Source organism: Neorhizobium sp. LjRoot104 (assembly GCF_964253725.1).
In the GTDB taxonomy this organism is placed as follows: Bacteria; Pseudomonadota; Alphaproteobacteria; order Rhizobiales; family Rhizobiaceae; genus Neorhizobium.
Genome location: NZ_CAXURS020000001.1, coordinates 1,256,089 through 1,272,286 on the forward strand (window position 1 = coordinate 1,256,089; position 16,198 = coordinate 1,272,286).

Annotated in this window: 11 protein-coding genes and 1 tRNA gene; 10 read left to right on the forward strand and 2 right to left on the reverse strand. The window is 61.9% G+C overall.

Annotated elements, in window-relative coordinates; genetic code table 11:
* Positions 1-260 precede the first annotated feature (260 nt).
* The 7 genes from ACSQ8R_RS06400 (at position 261) to exoR (ending at position 8,477) form a co-directional block, all read left to right on the forward strand.
* A tRNA-Cys gene (locus ACSQ8R_RS06400) sits at positions 261-334 on the forward strand.
* A gap of 171 nt (positions 335-505) precedes the next feature.
* The gene (locus ACSQ8R_RS06405) at positions 506-703 is read left to right on the forward strand and encodes a hypothetical protein (RefSeq protein ID WP_436252585.1); all 198 of its coding nucleotides are present in this window, start codon (positions 506-508) and stop codon (positions 701-703) included.
* Positions 704-840: 137 nt separating this feature from the next.
* Positions 841-1,494 (forward strand): protein-L-isoaspartate O-methyltransferase family protein, encoded by a 654-nt coding sequence (locus tag ACSQ8R_RS06410; protein ID WP_436252586.1) that lies wholly within the window; start codon positions 841-843, stop codon positions 1,492-1,494.
* A gap of 288 nt (positions 1,495-1,782) precedes the next feature.
* Positions 1,783-2,709, forward strand: a complete 927-nt coding sequence (locus ACSQ8R_RS06415; protein WP_436252587.1) for a PopZ family protein — start codon at positions 1,783-1,785, stop codon at positions 2,707-2,709.
* Between the two features lie 119 nt (positions 2,710-2,828).
* Positions 2,829-5,660 carry a valine--tRNA ligase gene (locus tag ACSQ8R_RS06420; RefSeq protein WP_436252588.1) on the forward strand — a complete coding sequence of 944 codons (2,832 nt, stop codon included), beginning with the start codon at positions 2,829-2,831 and terminating at the stop codon, positions 5,658-5,660.
* Positions 5,661-6,022: 362 nt separating this feature from the next.
* Complete coding sequence (locus ACSQ8R_RS06425; RefSeq protein ID WP_436252589.1) at positions 6,023-7,204, forward strand: OmpP1/FadL family transporter; 1,182 nt, start codon at positions 6,023-6,025, stop codon at positions 7,202-7,204.
* Positions 7,205-7,682: 478 nt separating this feature from the next.
* Positions 7,683-8,477: an exopolysaccharide production regulator ExoR gene (gene exoR / locus ACSQ8R_RS06430; RefSeq protein WP_436252590.1), complete on the forward strand. Its 795-nt coding sequence runs from the start codon at positions 7,683-7,685 to the stop codon at positions 8,475-8,477.
* Positions 8,478-8,504: 27 nt separating this feature from the next.
* On the opposite strand, the gene xth is transcribed toward exoR, so the two are convergent.
* Positions 8,505-9,308: an exodeoxyribonuclease III gene (gene xth, locus ACSQ8R_RS06435; protein ID WP_436252591.1), complete on the reverse strand. Its 804-nt coding sequence runs from the start codon at positions 9,306-9,308 to the stop codon at positions 8,505-8,507.
* A gap of 82 nt (positions 9,309-9,390) precedes the next feature.
* Positions 9,391-9,720: an iron-sulfur cluster insertion protein ErpA gene (erpA, locus tag ACSQ8R_RS06440; RefSeq protein WP_037084555.1), complete on the reverse strand. Its 330-nt coding sequence runs from the start codon at positions 9,718-9,720 to the stop codon at positions 9,391-9,393.
* A 136-nt stretch (positions 9,721-9,856) separates the two neighbouring features.
* Here erpA and ACSQ8R_RS06445 point away from each other — a divergent pair, with 136 nt between their 5' ends.
* The 3 genes from ACSQ8R_RS06445 (at position 9,857) to ACSQ8R_RS06455 (ending at position 16,198) form a co-directional block, all read left to right on the forward strand.
* Positions 9,857-11,074 carry a deoxyguanosinetriphosphate triphosphohydrolase gene (locus ACSQ8R_RS06445; protein WP_436252592.1) on the forward strand — a complete coding sequence of 406 codons (1,218 nt, stop codon included), beginning with the start codon at positions 9,857-9,859 and terminating at the stop codon, positions 11,072-11,074.
* A 63-nt stretch (positions 11,075-11,137) separates the two neighbouring features.
* Positions 11,138-12,895 (forward strand): arginine--tRNA ligase, encoded by a 1,758-nt coding sequence (gene argS / locus ACSQ8R_RS06450; RefSeq protein WP_436252593.1) that lies wholly within the window; start codon positions 11,138-11,140, stop codon positions 12,893-12,895.
* Between the two features lie 66 nt (positions 12,896-12,961).
* Entirely contained in the window at positions 12,962-16,198 is a 3,237-nt protein-coding gene (locus ACSQ8R_RS06455) for an SPOR domain-containing protein (protein WP_436252594.1), read from the forward strand.

A 16,198-nucleotide genomic window follows, 5' to 3' on the forward strand; every position in this document is an offset into this window, starting at 1 on the left:
ACACCTTGCATTGCGGCGTAGGAAACTGATCCGGAAGGATTTGGTTCCGTGAGTTTGGTGAATTTTTTATGAACCCGCCGGATGCGGCCCGGCGCTCATCCCCGCGTACTCGGGCGCCGCGCGGAGGCGACCTATGGATCTGTCGGCAGCGGCCCTTTTCTCCTCGTGCAGAAAAAAATGACAATCGGCCCAAACCCGCTTGCGCCGTTATTCGATTCGTTCTAAACGCCCGACACCACTCGCTCTTTATGCGTTCGGACGGCCTCGTGGCGGAGTGGTGACGCAGAGGACTGCAAATCCTTGCACCCGAGTTCGATTCTCGGCGAGGCCTCCAATTTCCCCTTCTCCGGAACCTATCCCTAAAATCCAAAGGTGCTTTGATACCAAGCATTTACCACGCATTTTTGTGTGCGCTGCAACATGGTTAATTTTTAACCTTCTCCTCCTAGGCTTGGAACAGAAAGGCTCGCTCAGCGATTGTTGTGTGGAACGGAGGGAAGGCGCCATGATCACCAGGATAATCAACGTACACCGCCAGGCGGCCAACGAGGTCGAAGGCACCGGCACATTCGCCGACGGCATCTTCCCGCTGACCTCCGCAGAGCAGTCCGCCTTCGACAAGGACCACAGCCTGCGCTCCTCCTATGGCCGGGACTATCTCACCATCCGCAAGCTGGAAGAGGCGCCTCCGGCCTACGCTTGAGCCCGGGGTGCGCCAGGAGACCGATCTCCTCCGCTTTTTTGCTTCGAAACCAGCCAGTGTCTTGAAAGCATGACCTCCCGTCAGTAAGACGGTCATGCGTGAACCGGCGCATTGCCGAATGATTTGGGACGACTGAGATGATGGATTTCGAAGCAGCACGGACGAAGATGGTCGAAAATCAGATCCGCACCACCGATGTCACGTCGCATTCGGTTCTGCGGGCCTTCTACAACGTTCCGCGCGAAGCCTTCGTTCCGGCCAAGGCAAAGTCGCTCGCCTATATCGACACGGATATCGAGGTGGCTTCGGGCCGTTACCTGATGGAGGCTTCGCCGCTTGCCAAGCTGCTGCAGCTTGCCGCAATCACCAAGGATGACGTCGTGCTCGAGATCGGCACCGGCAGCGGTTATGCGACCGCCGTCCTGTCGCTGATCGCCGGCTCCGTCGTCTCCCTGGAGGCGGATGAGGCGCTGGCCGCGCAGGCAAGCGCAACGCTTTCCGCGCTCGGCTACGACAATGTCGCGGTTGTCACCGGCGAGCTCGAAAAGGGGTTTGCCGCCGAGGCTCCTTATGACCTGGTCTTCGTAAACGGCGCCGTCGAGGAAGTGCCTGCCGCTCTTCTGGAGCAGCTGCGCGATGGCGGCCGGCTGGTCGCGGTCGTCGGTTATGGCAATGCCGCCCAGGCGAAGGTGCTGGTAAAGGAGCAAGGTGCGATTTCCGAAAGCGCCTATTTCAACGCGTCGGTGAAGCCGCTGCCGGGCTTCCGCAAGGCGAGGGAATTCGTGTTCTGATCGATCGCGCGGCTCGAACGCGTGGAACGGGAAGGGGCCTTGGGGCCCCTTTGTCGTTTCCGGGGTCGCCATCTGTCTGTTTCACGCCAGTGTCACCTGTCTCAGGCAAGTGTCACCTGTTTCGGCCAAGTGTGACTTACGGGATTCACAACGCCAACAAAACTGTGTATCGGTAGGAGGCCTGGGGCACTTGTCATTGTTTCCAGCCCCCCCAACACCTTAGAGTAACGTCGATTCGGTTCACCCTCCACGGGGCCGATTCGAGTGCCGGTAACAGCGGGGATGAAAATGGCTCAGCCAAATGTAGCGCGTGAACCCTCCATGGAAGAAATCTTGGCGTCCATCCGCCGGATCATTGAAAGCAATGAGCCGAATGCCGAGAACGCGCTCAGCGGCCAGATCCCTCCCGTCTATGGCGACGACGAGATCGAGGACGGCGAAGAGACGAGCTTTGTTCCCGAGATGGCTGCCAATGATCGCGGCGCGCCATCGCTGGGCGAAACGATGAACTACGCGTCAGGATCGTCGGGCCAGGCGGCCCAGCAGGATCGCACCCTGTCGCTTGCCGATGTCGCCGCGCGGGTCCGGGCCGCTTCGACCCGCCAGCAGGAGACCGGCACGGTGCGCCTGTCGCCCGCCTCGACTGCGCCGGCCCCGGCTCCGGTACCATCGACACAGACGTCATCTTCGCCCGCACCTGTGGCACGCCAGGGAGAACCGTCTCCGCTTCGTCCCCAGATGCCGCGCATGCCGGAATTCCGCGAGCCGGCTTCCCAGGCTGCTCCCGTCACGCAGGCCGCTCCGGCTTCTCAGCCGGCTGCACAGCGGTCGGAGCCGGTCGAGCGCGTCATGATGCCGGTCTTCGACCCGCCGCTGTCGGCCCCGCTCAGAGCTGAAACGGCGGTTCGGCCGGAACCGAAGATTGAACCGAAGCCAGAACCGAACTTCGCCGCGGAACCGGCCCCGCGCAGCCTGCCGGCGAAGATCGAGGAAACCGCCAACCTGCTGTCCGCCGAGGCAGGCGCCCAGGTCGCGAAATCCTTCAGCGAACTCGCCTCGGTGTTCAACGGCATGGAGCGCCGCTCGCTCGAAGACATGGCCGGCGACATGCTGCGCCCGATGCTGCAGGAATGGCTGGACGACAACCTGCCGACGCTGGTCGAGCGACTGGTGCGCGAGGAAATCGAACGTGTGTCCCGCGGCACGCGCCGCTAAACCGTTCCCAGATCGACCAAGGCGGCCGCTCCGGTGACGGGGCGGCTTTTTTATTGACTTGGAACACCCCATCCTATTTACACCGCGATAGCTCTCAAAGAACAAAAACGGGTCAGGAAATGCTCGAAAAGACCTACGATTCCGCAGAAGTAGAACCGAGGATCGCCAAGGCCTGGGACGAGGCCGACGCTTTCCGCGCCGGCGCCAACGCCAAGCCGGGCGCGGAAGCCTTCACGATCGTCATTCCGCCACCGAACGTGACCGGTTCGCTGCACATGGGCCACGCGCTCAACAACACGCTGCAGGACATCATGATCCGCTTCGAGCGGATGCGCGGCAAGGACGTGCTGTGGCAGCCGGGCATGGACCATGCGGGCATCGCCACCCAGATGGTCGTCGAGCGCCAGTTGATGGAGCGCCAGCTTCCGGGCCGCCGCGAGATGGGCCGCGAGGCTTTCATTGACCGGGTCTGGGAATGGAAAGAGGAATCCGGCGGCCTGATCTTCAACCAGCTGAAGCGCCTCGGCGCCTCCTGCGACTGGTCGCGCGAGCGTTTCACCATGGACGAGGGCCTGTCGGCCGCTGTCCTGGAAGTCTTCGTCACGCTCTACAAGCAGGGCCTGATCTACAAGGACAAGCGCCTCGTCAACTGGGACCCGAAGCTGCTGACGGCGATCTCCGACCTCGAAGTCGAACAGCACGAGGTCAACGGCAATCTCTGGCACTTCCGCTATCCGCTCGAGGAAGGCGTCACCTACCAGTATCCGGTCACATTCGACGAAGACGGCAATGCGACCGAATTCGAGACGCGCGACTATATCGTGGTCGCGACGACGCGTCCCGAAACCATGCTCGGCGATACCGGCATTGCCGTGAACCCCGAGGACGAGCGCTACAGGGCGATCGTCGGCAAGCACGTCATCCTGCCGATCGTCGGTCGCAAAATCCCGATCGTTGCGGACGACTATGCCGATCCGACGGCCGGTACCGGTGCGGTCAAGATCACCCCCGCGCACGACTTCAACGACTTCGAGGTCGGCAAGCGGGCACGGCTGCGCGCCATCAACATCATGAATATCGATGGCACGATCACCCTCAAGGACAACGAGGATTTCCTCGAAGGCCTCGACCATCCAGCCGCCCTTCACGGCGCCTGGGACCGGCTCGAAGGCCAGGACCGTTTTGCCGCCCGCAAGATCGTCGTCGAGATTTTCGAGGAGGCGGGCCTGCTCGACAAGGTCGAGCCGCACAAGCACATGGTTCCGCATGGCGACCGCGGCGGGGTGCCGATCGAGCCGAGGCTGACCGAACAATGGTATGTCGATGCCAACACCCTGGCGCAGCCGGCGATCGCTTCCGTCAAGGAAGGGCGCACCAAGTTCGTGCCCAAGAACTGGGACAAGACCTATTTCGAATGGATGGAGAACATCCAGCCCTGGTGCATCTCCCGCCAGCTCTGGTGGGGGCACCAGATTCCGGCTTGGTACGGCCCGGACGGGCAGGTCTTCGTTGAAAAGACCGAGGAAGAGGCGCTGCAGGCCGCCATCCAGCACTACCTCTCGCACGAAGGCCCGATGAAGGCCCTCGTTGAGGATCTTCTGGAGAATTTCAAGCCGGGCGAGATATTGACCCGTGACGAAGACGTGCTCGACACCTGGTTCTCGTCGGCGCTCTGGCCTTTCTCGACGCTTGGCTGGCCTGACCAGACGCGGGAGCTGGAAAAATACTATCCGACCAGCACGCTGGTCACCGGTTTCGACATCATCTTCTTCTGGGTCGCCCGCATGATGATGATGGGCCTGCACTTCATGAAGGACGAGGACGGCAATCCGGTCGAGCCCTTCCACACCGTCTATGTTCACGCGCTTGTTCGCGACAAGAACGGTCAGAAGATGTCGAAGTCGAAGGGCAACGTCATCGACCCGCTCGACCTGATCGACGAATACGGCGCCGATGCGCTGCGTTTCACGCTGGCGATCATGGCGGCCCAGGGCCGCGACGTGAAGCTTGATCCGGCCCGCATCGCCGGTTACCGCAATTTTGGCACCAAGCTCTGGAATGCAACCCGCTTTGCCGAAATGAACGGCGTCAAGCGCGATCCGGCCTTCCTGCCGGAGGCGACGAAGCTCACCGTCAACCGCTGGATCCTGACGGAGCTTTCCGAAACCATCCGCGACGTCACGGAGGCGATCGAGACCCAGCGGTTCAACGAGGCGGCGGGTTCGCTCTACCGTTTCGTTTGGAACCAGGTCTGCGACTGGTATCTGGAACTCCTGAAGCCGATCTTCGCCAGCGAGGACGAACACGCCAAGGCGGAGGCCCAGGCCTGTGCGGCCTACGTGCTGGAAGAAACCTACAAGCTCCTGCATCCGTTCATGCCGTTCATGACGGAGGAACTCTGGGCCCATACTGAAACGCGCGCCGGCCTGCTTTGCCACGCCGACTGGCCGGCACCGGAATTCGCCGATCCGGCGGCTGCGGAGGAGATCAACTGGCTGGTCGATCTCGTGACCGGCCTGCGCTCCGCCCGCGCCGAGATGAACGTGCCGCCATCGGCGGTCGCGCCTCTGATCGTCGTCGGCGCCAACGATCTGACCCAGGCGCGTCTGCGCCGTCACGAGGCGGCCGTCCGCCGGCTTGCGCGCGTGGAGACCATTGAGCTCGCCGACGCGGCTCCGAAGGGTTCGGCCCAGATCGTCGTCGGCGAGGCCACCGCCTGCCTGCCGCTCGGCAACCTGATCGACCTCGTGGCCGAGAAGGCGCGCATCGAGAAGGCGGTCGGCAAGACCGAGGCCGAGATGGACCGTATCGGCAAGAAAATGGCCAACGAGAGGTTCGTCGCCAATGCCGATCCCGAGGTGGTTACCGCCGAGCGCGAGCGCTTCGCGGAGCTGGAAATCCAGATGGCGAACCTGAAGACCGCTCTCCTGCGCATCAGCGAAGCCGGCTGACGGTCTTCATTGTGAATTAGGGGAATAACGAGTGCCGCGCCGGGAACGGACGCGGCATTTCGCTTTCGCAACCGTTGTTGGTCCGGTCCCGCATGTGTGCAACTGCTCACCTGCAGAAAGCCGCATTGTTGCCACATTGACACAGGTAGCCGGCTTAAAATAATAAAATTCTAATTTTACCAAATCCATTAACAGAGAAAGAGCAATTTTGTGCCGAAATCGGCATCAAAGCCCAGGTTCCTGGTTTGCTTACGTAAATCCGTTGGGCGTTTGCGCAGCAAAGCGCCCGACAGCCGAAAGTTGTCAATTAGAACGAACCATCTAGACTGATTTCGGTCACTTACCAGGGAGTGGGAGAATTTATGGTAAGCACTTTTTTTTCTAAGGGGCTTCTGGCGGCTGCGGCAGTATGTCTGTTTCAGACGACAGCGCTGGCAGGTGGCTTCGCACGCGGCGATGCGGATACGGACATCCTATACGATCCAGGCACGGTCAATTTCCGTGGTGGTGTGCTCTACGTCTCTCCGCAGCGCGGCTACGAGACGATCAACGGCGCGACTGCGACTGATGGCGACTATACCAAGAGCTATTTTGTCCCGACTTTCGCTGCCAAGTTCACTGCAGCCGACACGTTTTCATGCGCGCTGACCTACACGCAGCCATTCGGCGCGGAGTCCGAATACGGCTCGCAGACCCAGGCAGCCGATGCATTGACCTCTGGGATCGGCAACTACACGATCTCCGCTAAGTTCAAGACCGAAGAATATGGCGCTACCTGCTCTGTGAAACTCGACGTCGGTCCGGGCGACCTCCATTTTCTGGGTGGTGCGTTCATCCAGAGCTTTGACTATGAGGAAAAGACGCGGGTCGGTACGCTCAACCTCAAGGACGATGGCCAAGTGGGCTACCGCATTGGGGCAGCCTATGAAATTACCGAGTATGCTCTGCGCGCGGAATTGCTCTATCGCTCGAAAATCGACCACGAGGCAGATGGTGGCCTGACATTGACGCCGTATGGTGCCGCTGTGGCCAGTGGTGCCCTCGGTTTTGCGGTTCCCACCGGCACAGTTCTCTCCTCCAACGGCGCCGGAACGCTGCCGCAGTCTCTGGAGCTTAATCTCCAGAGCGGCATTGCTCCTGGCTGGCTCGCCTTCGGGTCCGTCAAGTGGACAGACTGGAGCGTGCTGCAGTCCCTGAACTACACAGTCACCGGTCTCGGCCCGCAGCAGAAAAACTTCCGCTTCAAGGACGGCTGGACACTGACCGGCGGTATCGGTCATGCCTTCACGGATAAGATTTCCGGTCTCGCCAGCATCACCTGGGACCGCGGCGTCGGCACAGGCGCTGACATCATGACCGACACTTGGACCTTTGGGCTAGGTGCTTCGTTCAAGGGCGGCCCGGGTGAACTGCGTGTGGGCGGTGCTGTCAGTTATCTCACGAGCGGCAGCCAAAAACAGGCGACAGGCTACGGCGACTATAATGCGACGGTTGGCGACGACTGGGCGTATGCGCTCACTGCTTCCTATCGCATTAACTTTTAGGTCTAGCGGGATGAAGCCTGAAAGCCCGGTCGCGACCGGGCTTTTTTGTGGCGAATTTTAATTCAAAGGAGGAGCGGTCTCGTCGTTTCTCTTGTGACGATTTGGCAACACTTTTTCGAGACTATTGTCGGGGGCCTCGAGAGGGGCGTTTCTGTCCACTTCCCGCCACAAACGGGGAGCAGCGATAGAGGAAGAACAGGCGCGGAACGCGGGGGCGGGGCGCGTAATTGGAGTATCATGGGCGGGTTTCTTTATGAAAAGCCGGGCTTTTTGCGCTCAGGCAGGCGGATTTTGATGCCGTCCTGTCCTGCCGCAATTGCTGCGGTTACGGGTCCTAGTCTTGCCGAAAACGGCGGCTACAGTTTCATTCGTCTCTCGGGAGGAGCAGGCACGGGATATCCCCGGACGAACCTTTTTCCGGCAGCGAGCTATGCTCGGGCTGCGGCGGGTACTTGCGTGCGGAGTGAAAGAAACTGAAATGCCGAAGTCTGACATCGGATCCATGAGAGTATTGCTTCTTGGAGCGTCGCTCGCCTCGATTTTGGCGGGATCGGCGGCGGCCTTCGATATCAAGTCCGGCGTGACGAAGGAGTCCGGGCCGTTCGACCTCTTCAAGTTCGGCTTCAAGGCCTACAAGAACGGCCAGAAGGAAGACGCGGTCGAAGCTTATCGTTATGCCGCCGAAAAAGGCCATACCGGTTCGCGCTGGGCGCTCGCCAACATGTACGCCTATGGCGACGGCGTCGCCAAGGACGATTTCGAAGCCTTCAAGATCTATAACGAGATCGCTGCACAGGGCGTCGAACCCGGTTCCGAGGATACCGGCTTCTTCATCAACGCGCTTCTGTCGCTGGCCAACTATTATCGCCGCGGCATTCCCGGCAGCCCGGTCAAGCCCGATCTGTCGCAGGCCCGCCAACTCTATTTCCAGGCGGCATCCACGTTCGGCGTGGCCGAAGCCCAGTTCCAGCTTGCCCGGATGATTCTGGCCGGCGAGGGCGGTACCGCCAATATCCAGCAGGCGAAGAAATGGCTGAACCAGGCCCGTAAGAGCGGCCATGCGGGCGCCATGTCGATTTTCGGCAATGTTCTCTTCCAGGAAGGCCAGACGGTGCGGGGGCTCGCCTTCATGACGGCAGCACTCGACAAGTGTACGGCCAAGGAATGTATCTGGATGCAGCAATTGCAGGAACAGGCATTTTCCGTCGTCGGCGAGGAGGATCGCCGCGGCGCGGTTGCCCTGTCGCAGGAATTCGCCCGAGGCGTCGAATAACCGACGCCTCGCCACTATCCTTGACGGTCAGCTAAAATCGAACATGCCGATGACGGGGACGTGGTCCGACGGCTTTTCCCAGGCCCGGACATGTTTCTCGATCGCCGTGGACTTCAGCCTGTCGGCGGCTTCCGCCGATAGCAGGAGATGGTCGATGCGGATGCCGTTGTTCTTCTGCCAGGCGCCGGCCTGGTAATCCCAGAACGAATAGAGCTTGGTCGCATCCGTGGTGGCGCGCACGGCATCGACGAGACCGAGATTTTCAAGCCTGCGGAAGGCGGCGCGGGTCTGCGGCAGGAACAGCGCGTCCGTCGCCCACACCGCCGGGTCGAAGCAGTCGTGCGGCTCGGGAATGACATTGTAGTCGCCGGCAAGGATCAGCGGTTCTTCAAGGAGAAGGCAGTTCTGCGCATGCTGGCGCAGCCTCTCCATCCAGGCGAGCTTGTAAGGATATTTGACCGGGTCGTCCGCCGGGTTGCCGTTCGGCAGGTAGATGGAGGCGACGCGGATCGCGCCGCCCGGCACCGAAAACACGCCCTCGATATAACGCGACTGCTCGTCCATCTGTCCGTCCGGACCTTCCCCGCCCGGCAGGCCGCGCATCACTTCGTCGGGCCTGGTCTTCGACAGCAGCGCGACGCCGTTGAACCCTTTCTGGCCGTGGGTCTCGACGTGATAGCCAAGCGCTTCGATCTCGAGCCGCGGGAAGGTTTCGTCGACGGATTTGATTTCCTGAAGGCAGACGATGTCCGGTGAGGAATCGGCCAGCCACTGGCGCAGATTGTCGATCCGCGCCTTGACGCCGTTGATGTTCCAGGTGGCGATCTTCATCGGCCCTTGCCTCCATGTTCGCTTTCTCTTTTAGCGAAAGAGGAAGCGTTGGAAAGGGCGAAGTGCGTCGGGGGAGATGTTATCAGATCGAGAAGCTGGTGCCGCAGCCGCAGCTGGCGACCGCGTTGGGGTTCTTGATCTGGAAGGACTGGCCGAGCAGGTTGTCGACGAAGTCGATCTCCGAACCCGCCATGTAGACGAGCGAGAGGCTGTCGATCAGCACCTTGGCGTCGCCATTGGCAATCACCACGTCGTCGTCTCCGGGCGCTTCGGCGAGATCGAACTTGTAGGAGAAGCCCGAACAGCCGCCACCTTCGACCGAGACGCGCAGCGCCTGCTTGCCGGCTTCGTTGCCGACGATTTCGGCGATGCGCTTGGCCGCCGCATTTGAAAGAGTTACATTGGTTTCCATATTATCCGCCTCCTGCCGGGTTCAAGGCCCGGAGAGATTCCTGTCACCGGCATTGCGCACAGCTTCACTATAGGTATGAAGACGTGAACGGCACGTCAATGGGCGGCAGGCGACGGATGAACAAACAGGTGACGGCATGACGATCGATACCAGGGCGCTGGGTTTCGGCAGTGGCGAGCGGGCGGTCTACGCCGCCAATCCCTGGGCGTCGCGCGGGCGTCTGTTTCCCGAGGATGGCAGCCTGACGCGCTCCGAGTTCCAGCGCGATCGCGACCGCATCGTCCACACCACCGCTTTCCGGCGGCTGAAGCACAAGACACAGGTCTTCATCAGCCCGGACGGCGACCATTACCGCACAAGGCTCACCCACACGGTCGAAGTGGCGCAGATCGCCCGGGCGCTCGCCCGCGCCCTGAAGCTCGACGAGGATCTCGCCGAAGGCGTGGCGCTGGTCCACGACTTCGGCCACACCCCGTTCGGCCATACCGGCGAGGACGCGCTGGACGAGATGCTGAAGCCTTATGGCGGCTTCGACCACAACGCCCAGTCGCTGCGCATCGTCACCAAGCTGGAGCGCCGATATGCGGATTTCGATGGGCTCAACCTGACCTGGGAAAGCCTCGAAGGCCTGGTCAAGCACAATGGCCCGCTCCTGACCCCGGCTGGTGAAGGGACGCGCGGACCAGTGCCCCAGCCGATCCGCGACTACTGCGAACTGCATGACCTGGAGCTCGCCAGCTATGCCAGCCTGGAGGCGCAGGTCGCGGCGATCGCCGACGATATCGCCTACAATACCCATGACATAGACGATGGACTGCGCTCCGGCCTGCTGACCTTCGAGATGCTGGATGAGGTCCCGTTCCTCGCCAGATTGATGGCGGAGGTGAGGGCGCGTTATCCGCATCTCGAACCGAGCCGTTTCGCCCACGAGATCATGCGCCGGCAGATCACCCACATGGTCGAGGACGTCATCGACGTGGCGCAGCACAATCTCGGCAAGGTGGATCCGCAGAGCGCCGACGACGTCCGTGCCGCGGGGCATGTCATCGCCACGTTCTCCGAGGAGATGGCCGAGACCGACCGCTGTATCAAGAAGCTGCTGTTCTCGCGGATCTACCGGCATCCGGACATCATGCGCATCCGCGCCGGCGCCTCCCAGATCGTCACGGATCTCTTCAGCGCCTATATGAACGATCCGTCGCTGATGCGCAGCCACTATTGGGTCAACCATATTGCCGGGCTCGGCGAGACGGCGAGGGCGCGTCACGTGGGCGATTATCTAGCGGGAATGACGGACACGTTTGCGATCAAGGCGCATGGCGAGCTGTTTGACCAGACTCCGGATTTGCGCTAGGCACCGCCACCAATGACACTGGCCAGCAAGGGTCCTCGGGCATATCCCCGGGGATGATTGAACATGAATCTTTTTGCCGACTTCGAAACCAGAATTAAGAACGCTTTGGAAAGCCTTGATATCATCAAGGAAAAGCGAAGCGAGCTTGATTTTGGCCGTATCGCAGTTGAGCCGCCGCGGGATCAGAGCCACGGCGATGTGGCGACCAATGCCGCCATGGTTCTGGCCAAGCCGCTTGGCACCAATCCGCGTGCGCTTGCCGATATCATCGCCGAAGCGCTGCGTGCGGATGCCGATGTCAGCGAGGTTTCTGTCGCCGGTCCCGGCTTCATCAACATCCGTCTAGGCGCCCCTTACTGGCAGCGCGTGCTCGCCTCGATGATTGCCGAGGGCACGGACTACGGCCGCTCGACGGTCGGCGCCGACAAGAAGGCGAATGTCGAATACGTCTCGGCCAACCCAACCGGCCCGATGCATGTCGGCCATTGCCGCGGCGCGGTGGTGGGCGATGCGTTGGCGAACCTGATGGAATTCGCCGGCTACGACGTGACCAAGGAATACTATATCAACGATGCCGGCAGCCAGATCGATGTTCTGGCTCGCTCGGTCTTCCTGCGTTACCGCGAGGCTCTCGGAGAGACGATCGGCGAAATCCCCTCGGGCCTTTATCCGGGCGACTACCTCGTGCCGGTCGGCCAGGCTCTCGCAGAGGAATACGGTCCGGGCCTGCGCACCATGCCGGAAGACGCCTGGCTGCCGATCGTCAAGGACAAGGCGATCGATGCGATGATGGCGCTGATCCGCGACGATCTCGACGCCCTCAACGTCCATCACGACCTCTTCTATTCGGAGCGGGCCCTGCATGCCAACGGCGCGCAGCGCATCCGCCAGGCGATCAACGACCTTACCTTCAAGGGGCACGTCTACAAGGGCACGCTGCCGCCGCCGAAGGGCCAGTTGCCGGAAGACTGGGAGGACCGCGAACAGACGCTGTTCCGCTCCACCGACGTGGGCGACGATATGGATCGGCCGCTGATCAAGTCGGACGGCAGCTATACTTATTTTGCGGCCGACGTTGCCTACTTCAAGGACAAGTTCGATCGTGGTTACGACGAGATGATCTATGTGCTCGGCGCCGACCATGGCGGTTACGTCAAGCGCCTGGAAGCCGTCGCGCGCGCCGTTTCCGGCGGTAAGGCGAAGCTCACCGTGCTCCTCTGCCAACTCGTCAAGCTGTACCGGAATGGCGAGCCGGTGAAGATGTCGAAGCGCTCCGGCAACTTCGTGACCCTTCGCGAGGTGGTCGACGAGGTCGGTCGCGACGCGGTGCGCTTCATGATGCTCTACAGGAAGAGCTCGGAGCCGCTGGACTTCGACTTCGCCAAGGTGACCGAACAGTCGAAGGACAACCCCGTTTTCTACGTGCAGTATGCGCATGCACGCTGCTCGTCGGTGTTCCGGCAGGCAAAGGAAGCCTTCCCGGGTCTCGATTTTGATTCGCTCGACCTCAAAGGCTCGAGCAGCCTGATCAACGATCCGAACGAGATGCAGCTGGTAGCCAAGCTCGCGGAATACCCCAGGATCATTGAGGCTGCTGCCCAGGCGCAGGAGCCGCATCGGCTTGCTTTTTACCTCTATGATCTGGCAAGTTTCTTCCATGCGCACTGGAATAAAGGTAAAGAACAACCGGAATTACGTTTTGTTAATGATAAAAACCGAGAATTGAGCATTGCCAGGCTTGGGCTGGTGCATGCTGTCGCCTCTGTCTTGAAGTCAGGACTTGCAATCATGGGCACTGCGGCACCGGAAGAAATGCGGTAGATATCGCCACCATTTCCCCACATTGCACTGGCATATGCGTTGTAATGTAGGTGAGTGGACGAGGTAATGGCCGATAACAACCTTGCGCGTAGCCGGAATGATTTGCCGGACTTCTTTGCCGATGATGACCCGCTGGCAGAGCTCGCCCGCATCGTAGGCTACGACGATCTCCCCGTCGCTGCCAAGCCTGGATCATCTTCCGCAGATACTTTATCGTCTGCGCGGCGGGATCCGGCTTTCAATCTCGAGGACGAGCTTCTTCAGGAGTTCGAACGCTATGACGCGCCGCATCTCGACCCCGTTCACGATATTGCGGTCGATGATGCCCGTCATCCTTTCGCCGAGCCTGCGCCCGATATCACGGTTGCCGCGCCGCCGGTAGAGCCGGAGGAACTGGAGTTCGTTCCGTCCGAAACCCCGGCCGTAGAAGTGCCGCAGGCCTTCCTGCCGGCCGATAGCGGTATCGACACACGCGCCGACCTTTTCGGTGACGAGGAGCCGCCGTTGGCAGTTGACGCCATCGACGAGAATGTTGCTGCGGAGCCGGAATTCGAGCCGGCTACCGAAACCGCGCGCATGGAGCCCGTTTTCGATCTGCCCGATTTCACCACCGCAGGTTCGATGTCGGCCGCCGCGTCGATGGAAGACCCGGCGGACGAGTTCGATCTCGCCGCGGAGTTGGAAACCTCGATCGCCGCTGAGCCCTATGCGGCAAGCGAGCCTGAAGTGACGTTCGAGCCGGAGGCGAAATTCGAGCCGGAGGTCCGGTTCGTACCTCAGGCGGCGTTCGAACCCGAGGCAGCCCCTGAACCCGAGGCGGCATTCGAGCCTGAAGCGAAATCAGAACCCGAAGCGAAGTTTGAGCTTGAGCCAAAGACGGAGAGGGGCAAGGGCGCCTACATTCCCGGCTTCCGGATGCCGCTCAGCAATTTCAGCGTCGCACGGGACGTCTCTGCGGCCTCCGCACAGGCGGCTGTAACCACTTCTCAAGTGGCGGCACCTGCACCGAACGAATATGCTTTCGAGCCTTCGGTTCTGGAGGATAGCCTGAGCCCGAAGATCGAGCCGGCACCGGCTGCCGGGCCGCAGGTTTCCGTAAAAGTCCCGGAACCGCAGGCCCAGGAACCGCGGCCTGCACCCGTCACCGTTGCGCCGATCGCCGCCGTACCAGCCGCTGCGCCGCAGAAGGATAGGTTCTCCGCGCTTGACGAACTGATCTACGACGTCCAGCGCTATACGCTGCCGACATCGAACGGGCAGCCGCTCGCGACCCCTGTGGCTAAGCCGGAGCCGGTCTTCACGCACACCGCCGCATCCGTGGCGTCCGCTGCCTCCGTTGTTGCCGATGCGCCGGTTGCCAAGCCCCCGGTTGCCGAACTGCATTCTCTGGACGAGACGGATCCGTTCTCCGATGAAGAATTCGAGTTGGCGCTCGATGGCCTCGAACTCGACCTTGCCGAGATCGTCGTCGAAGAGGCGCAGGTACACCAGGTTCAGGCACCGCCTCCGGCGGTTGCCCCTGCGAAAGCGGAACCCGCACCTGCCGTCGCTCCTTCCATGGTGCCGGTCGCGCGCGTTGCGCCTGTTACCGCTATGGCGGCACCGGTCGTGGAGGCGCAGGTCGTAGAAGAGCCTGAAGCGATTGCCGATCTGCCATTCGATCCGGCCCAGATTGCCGATTCGGAAGATCAGGTGGAGGCCATCGCCGAACTCGACGTGCCGTCGCTACCGGCAGAAGAGCCGGAACAGCCGCCGGCCTATCGTCCCGACTACGAACTCGACATCGATGCCGAGCTTGCCACGTTGCTGGCCGCGCCGGGCAAGCCGGCCTCTGCGCCGGCACGCAAGCCGGAGATCGATATCGCGCCGAGAGGCCAGCAGGCTGCGGCCGAAGCTGGCCGTTCGCCGGCCTATACCGATCTCGACGATTTCGAGCGGGCTCTGGAAGAGGACTTCCGCCGCAGCCTGACGACGCCGCTGCCGACCGCCGAGCATGAGGAATTGCACTATTCCGACGCCGACTATGTCGCGACCGTCGAGAACGCCCGCCGTTCCGTCCGCAGTTGGGCCATGCCGCTGGTCCTTGCCGGGGTTGTTATCCTTGGAGGCGTCGGTGCCTACGCGTTCTTCGGCAGCAGCGTGTCGGGTGTCGTGTCAGGCGGCGAACCGGTTATCATTGCGGCCGACAACGAACCGATCAAGATTGCGCCTGAAAATCCGGGCGGCAAGACCGTCCCCAACCAGGACAAGGCGGTCTACGACCGCGTCGCCGGCGTTTCGCCGAAGGATCCGAAGCAGCGCACCCTGATCTCCTCCAACGAGGAGCCTATCGACGTCGTGCAGAAGACCCTGATGCCCGATACGCTGCCGCTCGAAGGCGAGAACGATATCGAGCCGACCGATGTCGGCGAGACGGAGGATCCGCGCCTCCTGCCGCAGGATCGGACCGCGCAAAACAATACCTCTGCCGAGCAGCAGCCCGTGACTGTCATGCCGCGCAAGGTCAAGACGATGATCGTCCGCCCCGACGGCAAGCTGGTCGAGCAGGAAATTGCCGCCCCGGCACTCGCCGCGCCGGAAACCGCCAAGCTGCCCGCCGCCGGCGCAAAGCCGGTCGAAACGGCGGCCGCTTTCCCCGAAAAAGTCCCGGCCTCCATGCCGGCGACACCGGTCCGCACGCAACCCCAGCCGGCTAACTCGCCGGCTAACTCGAATGCCGGCACCGGCGGTATCCTTCCGGTTTCGGCGCCCGCCAATCCGGCCGCTCCGGCCGAAAACGTCAACGTGGTGAGAACGAACCCGGTCACGCCGCCGGTCGCAGCCGCTCCCGCCCAGCCGACGCCGGCTGCCCCGGCTCCTGCTGCCGCGCAGGCTCAGGCGCCTGTCGCTCCGGTTCAGGCCTCTGCACCGGCGGCGAAGGCTCCGGTTCCGATTGCGCGTCCGGCCGAGCAGCCGGTCAACGTGGTCGCTGCCGTGACTGATCAAGGCAATGTCCGCGCACCGGTGCAGCCGGCGGCGGCTCCGGCGTCTGCCGCAAATCAGGTCGCTTCGGCAGGCCCCGGTGACTACGTGATCCAGATCGCCTCGCTGCCGTCCCAGGCGGAGGCCCAGAAATCCTACCAGAACCTGTCGTCCAAGTTCGGCAGCGTCATCGGTGGCCGCGGCGTCGATATCAAGTCGGCCGAGATTGCCGGAAAGGGCACGTTCTACCGCGTCCGCATTCCGGCCGGCAGCAAGAACGACGCCGTGGCGCTCTGCGAACGGTATCGCGCCGCCGGAGGCACCTGCCTGGTCGGCCGGTAA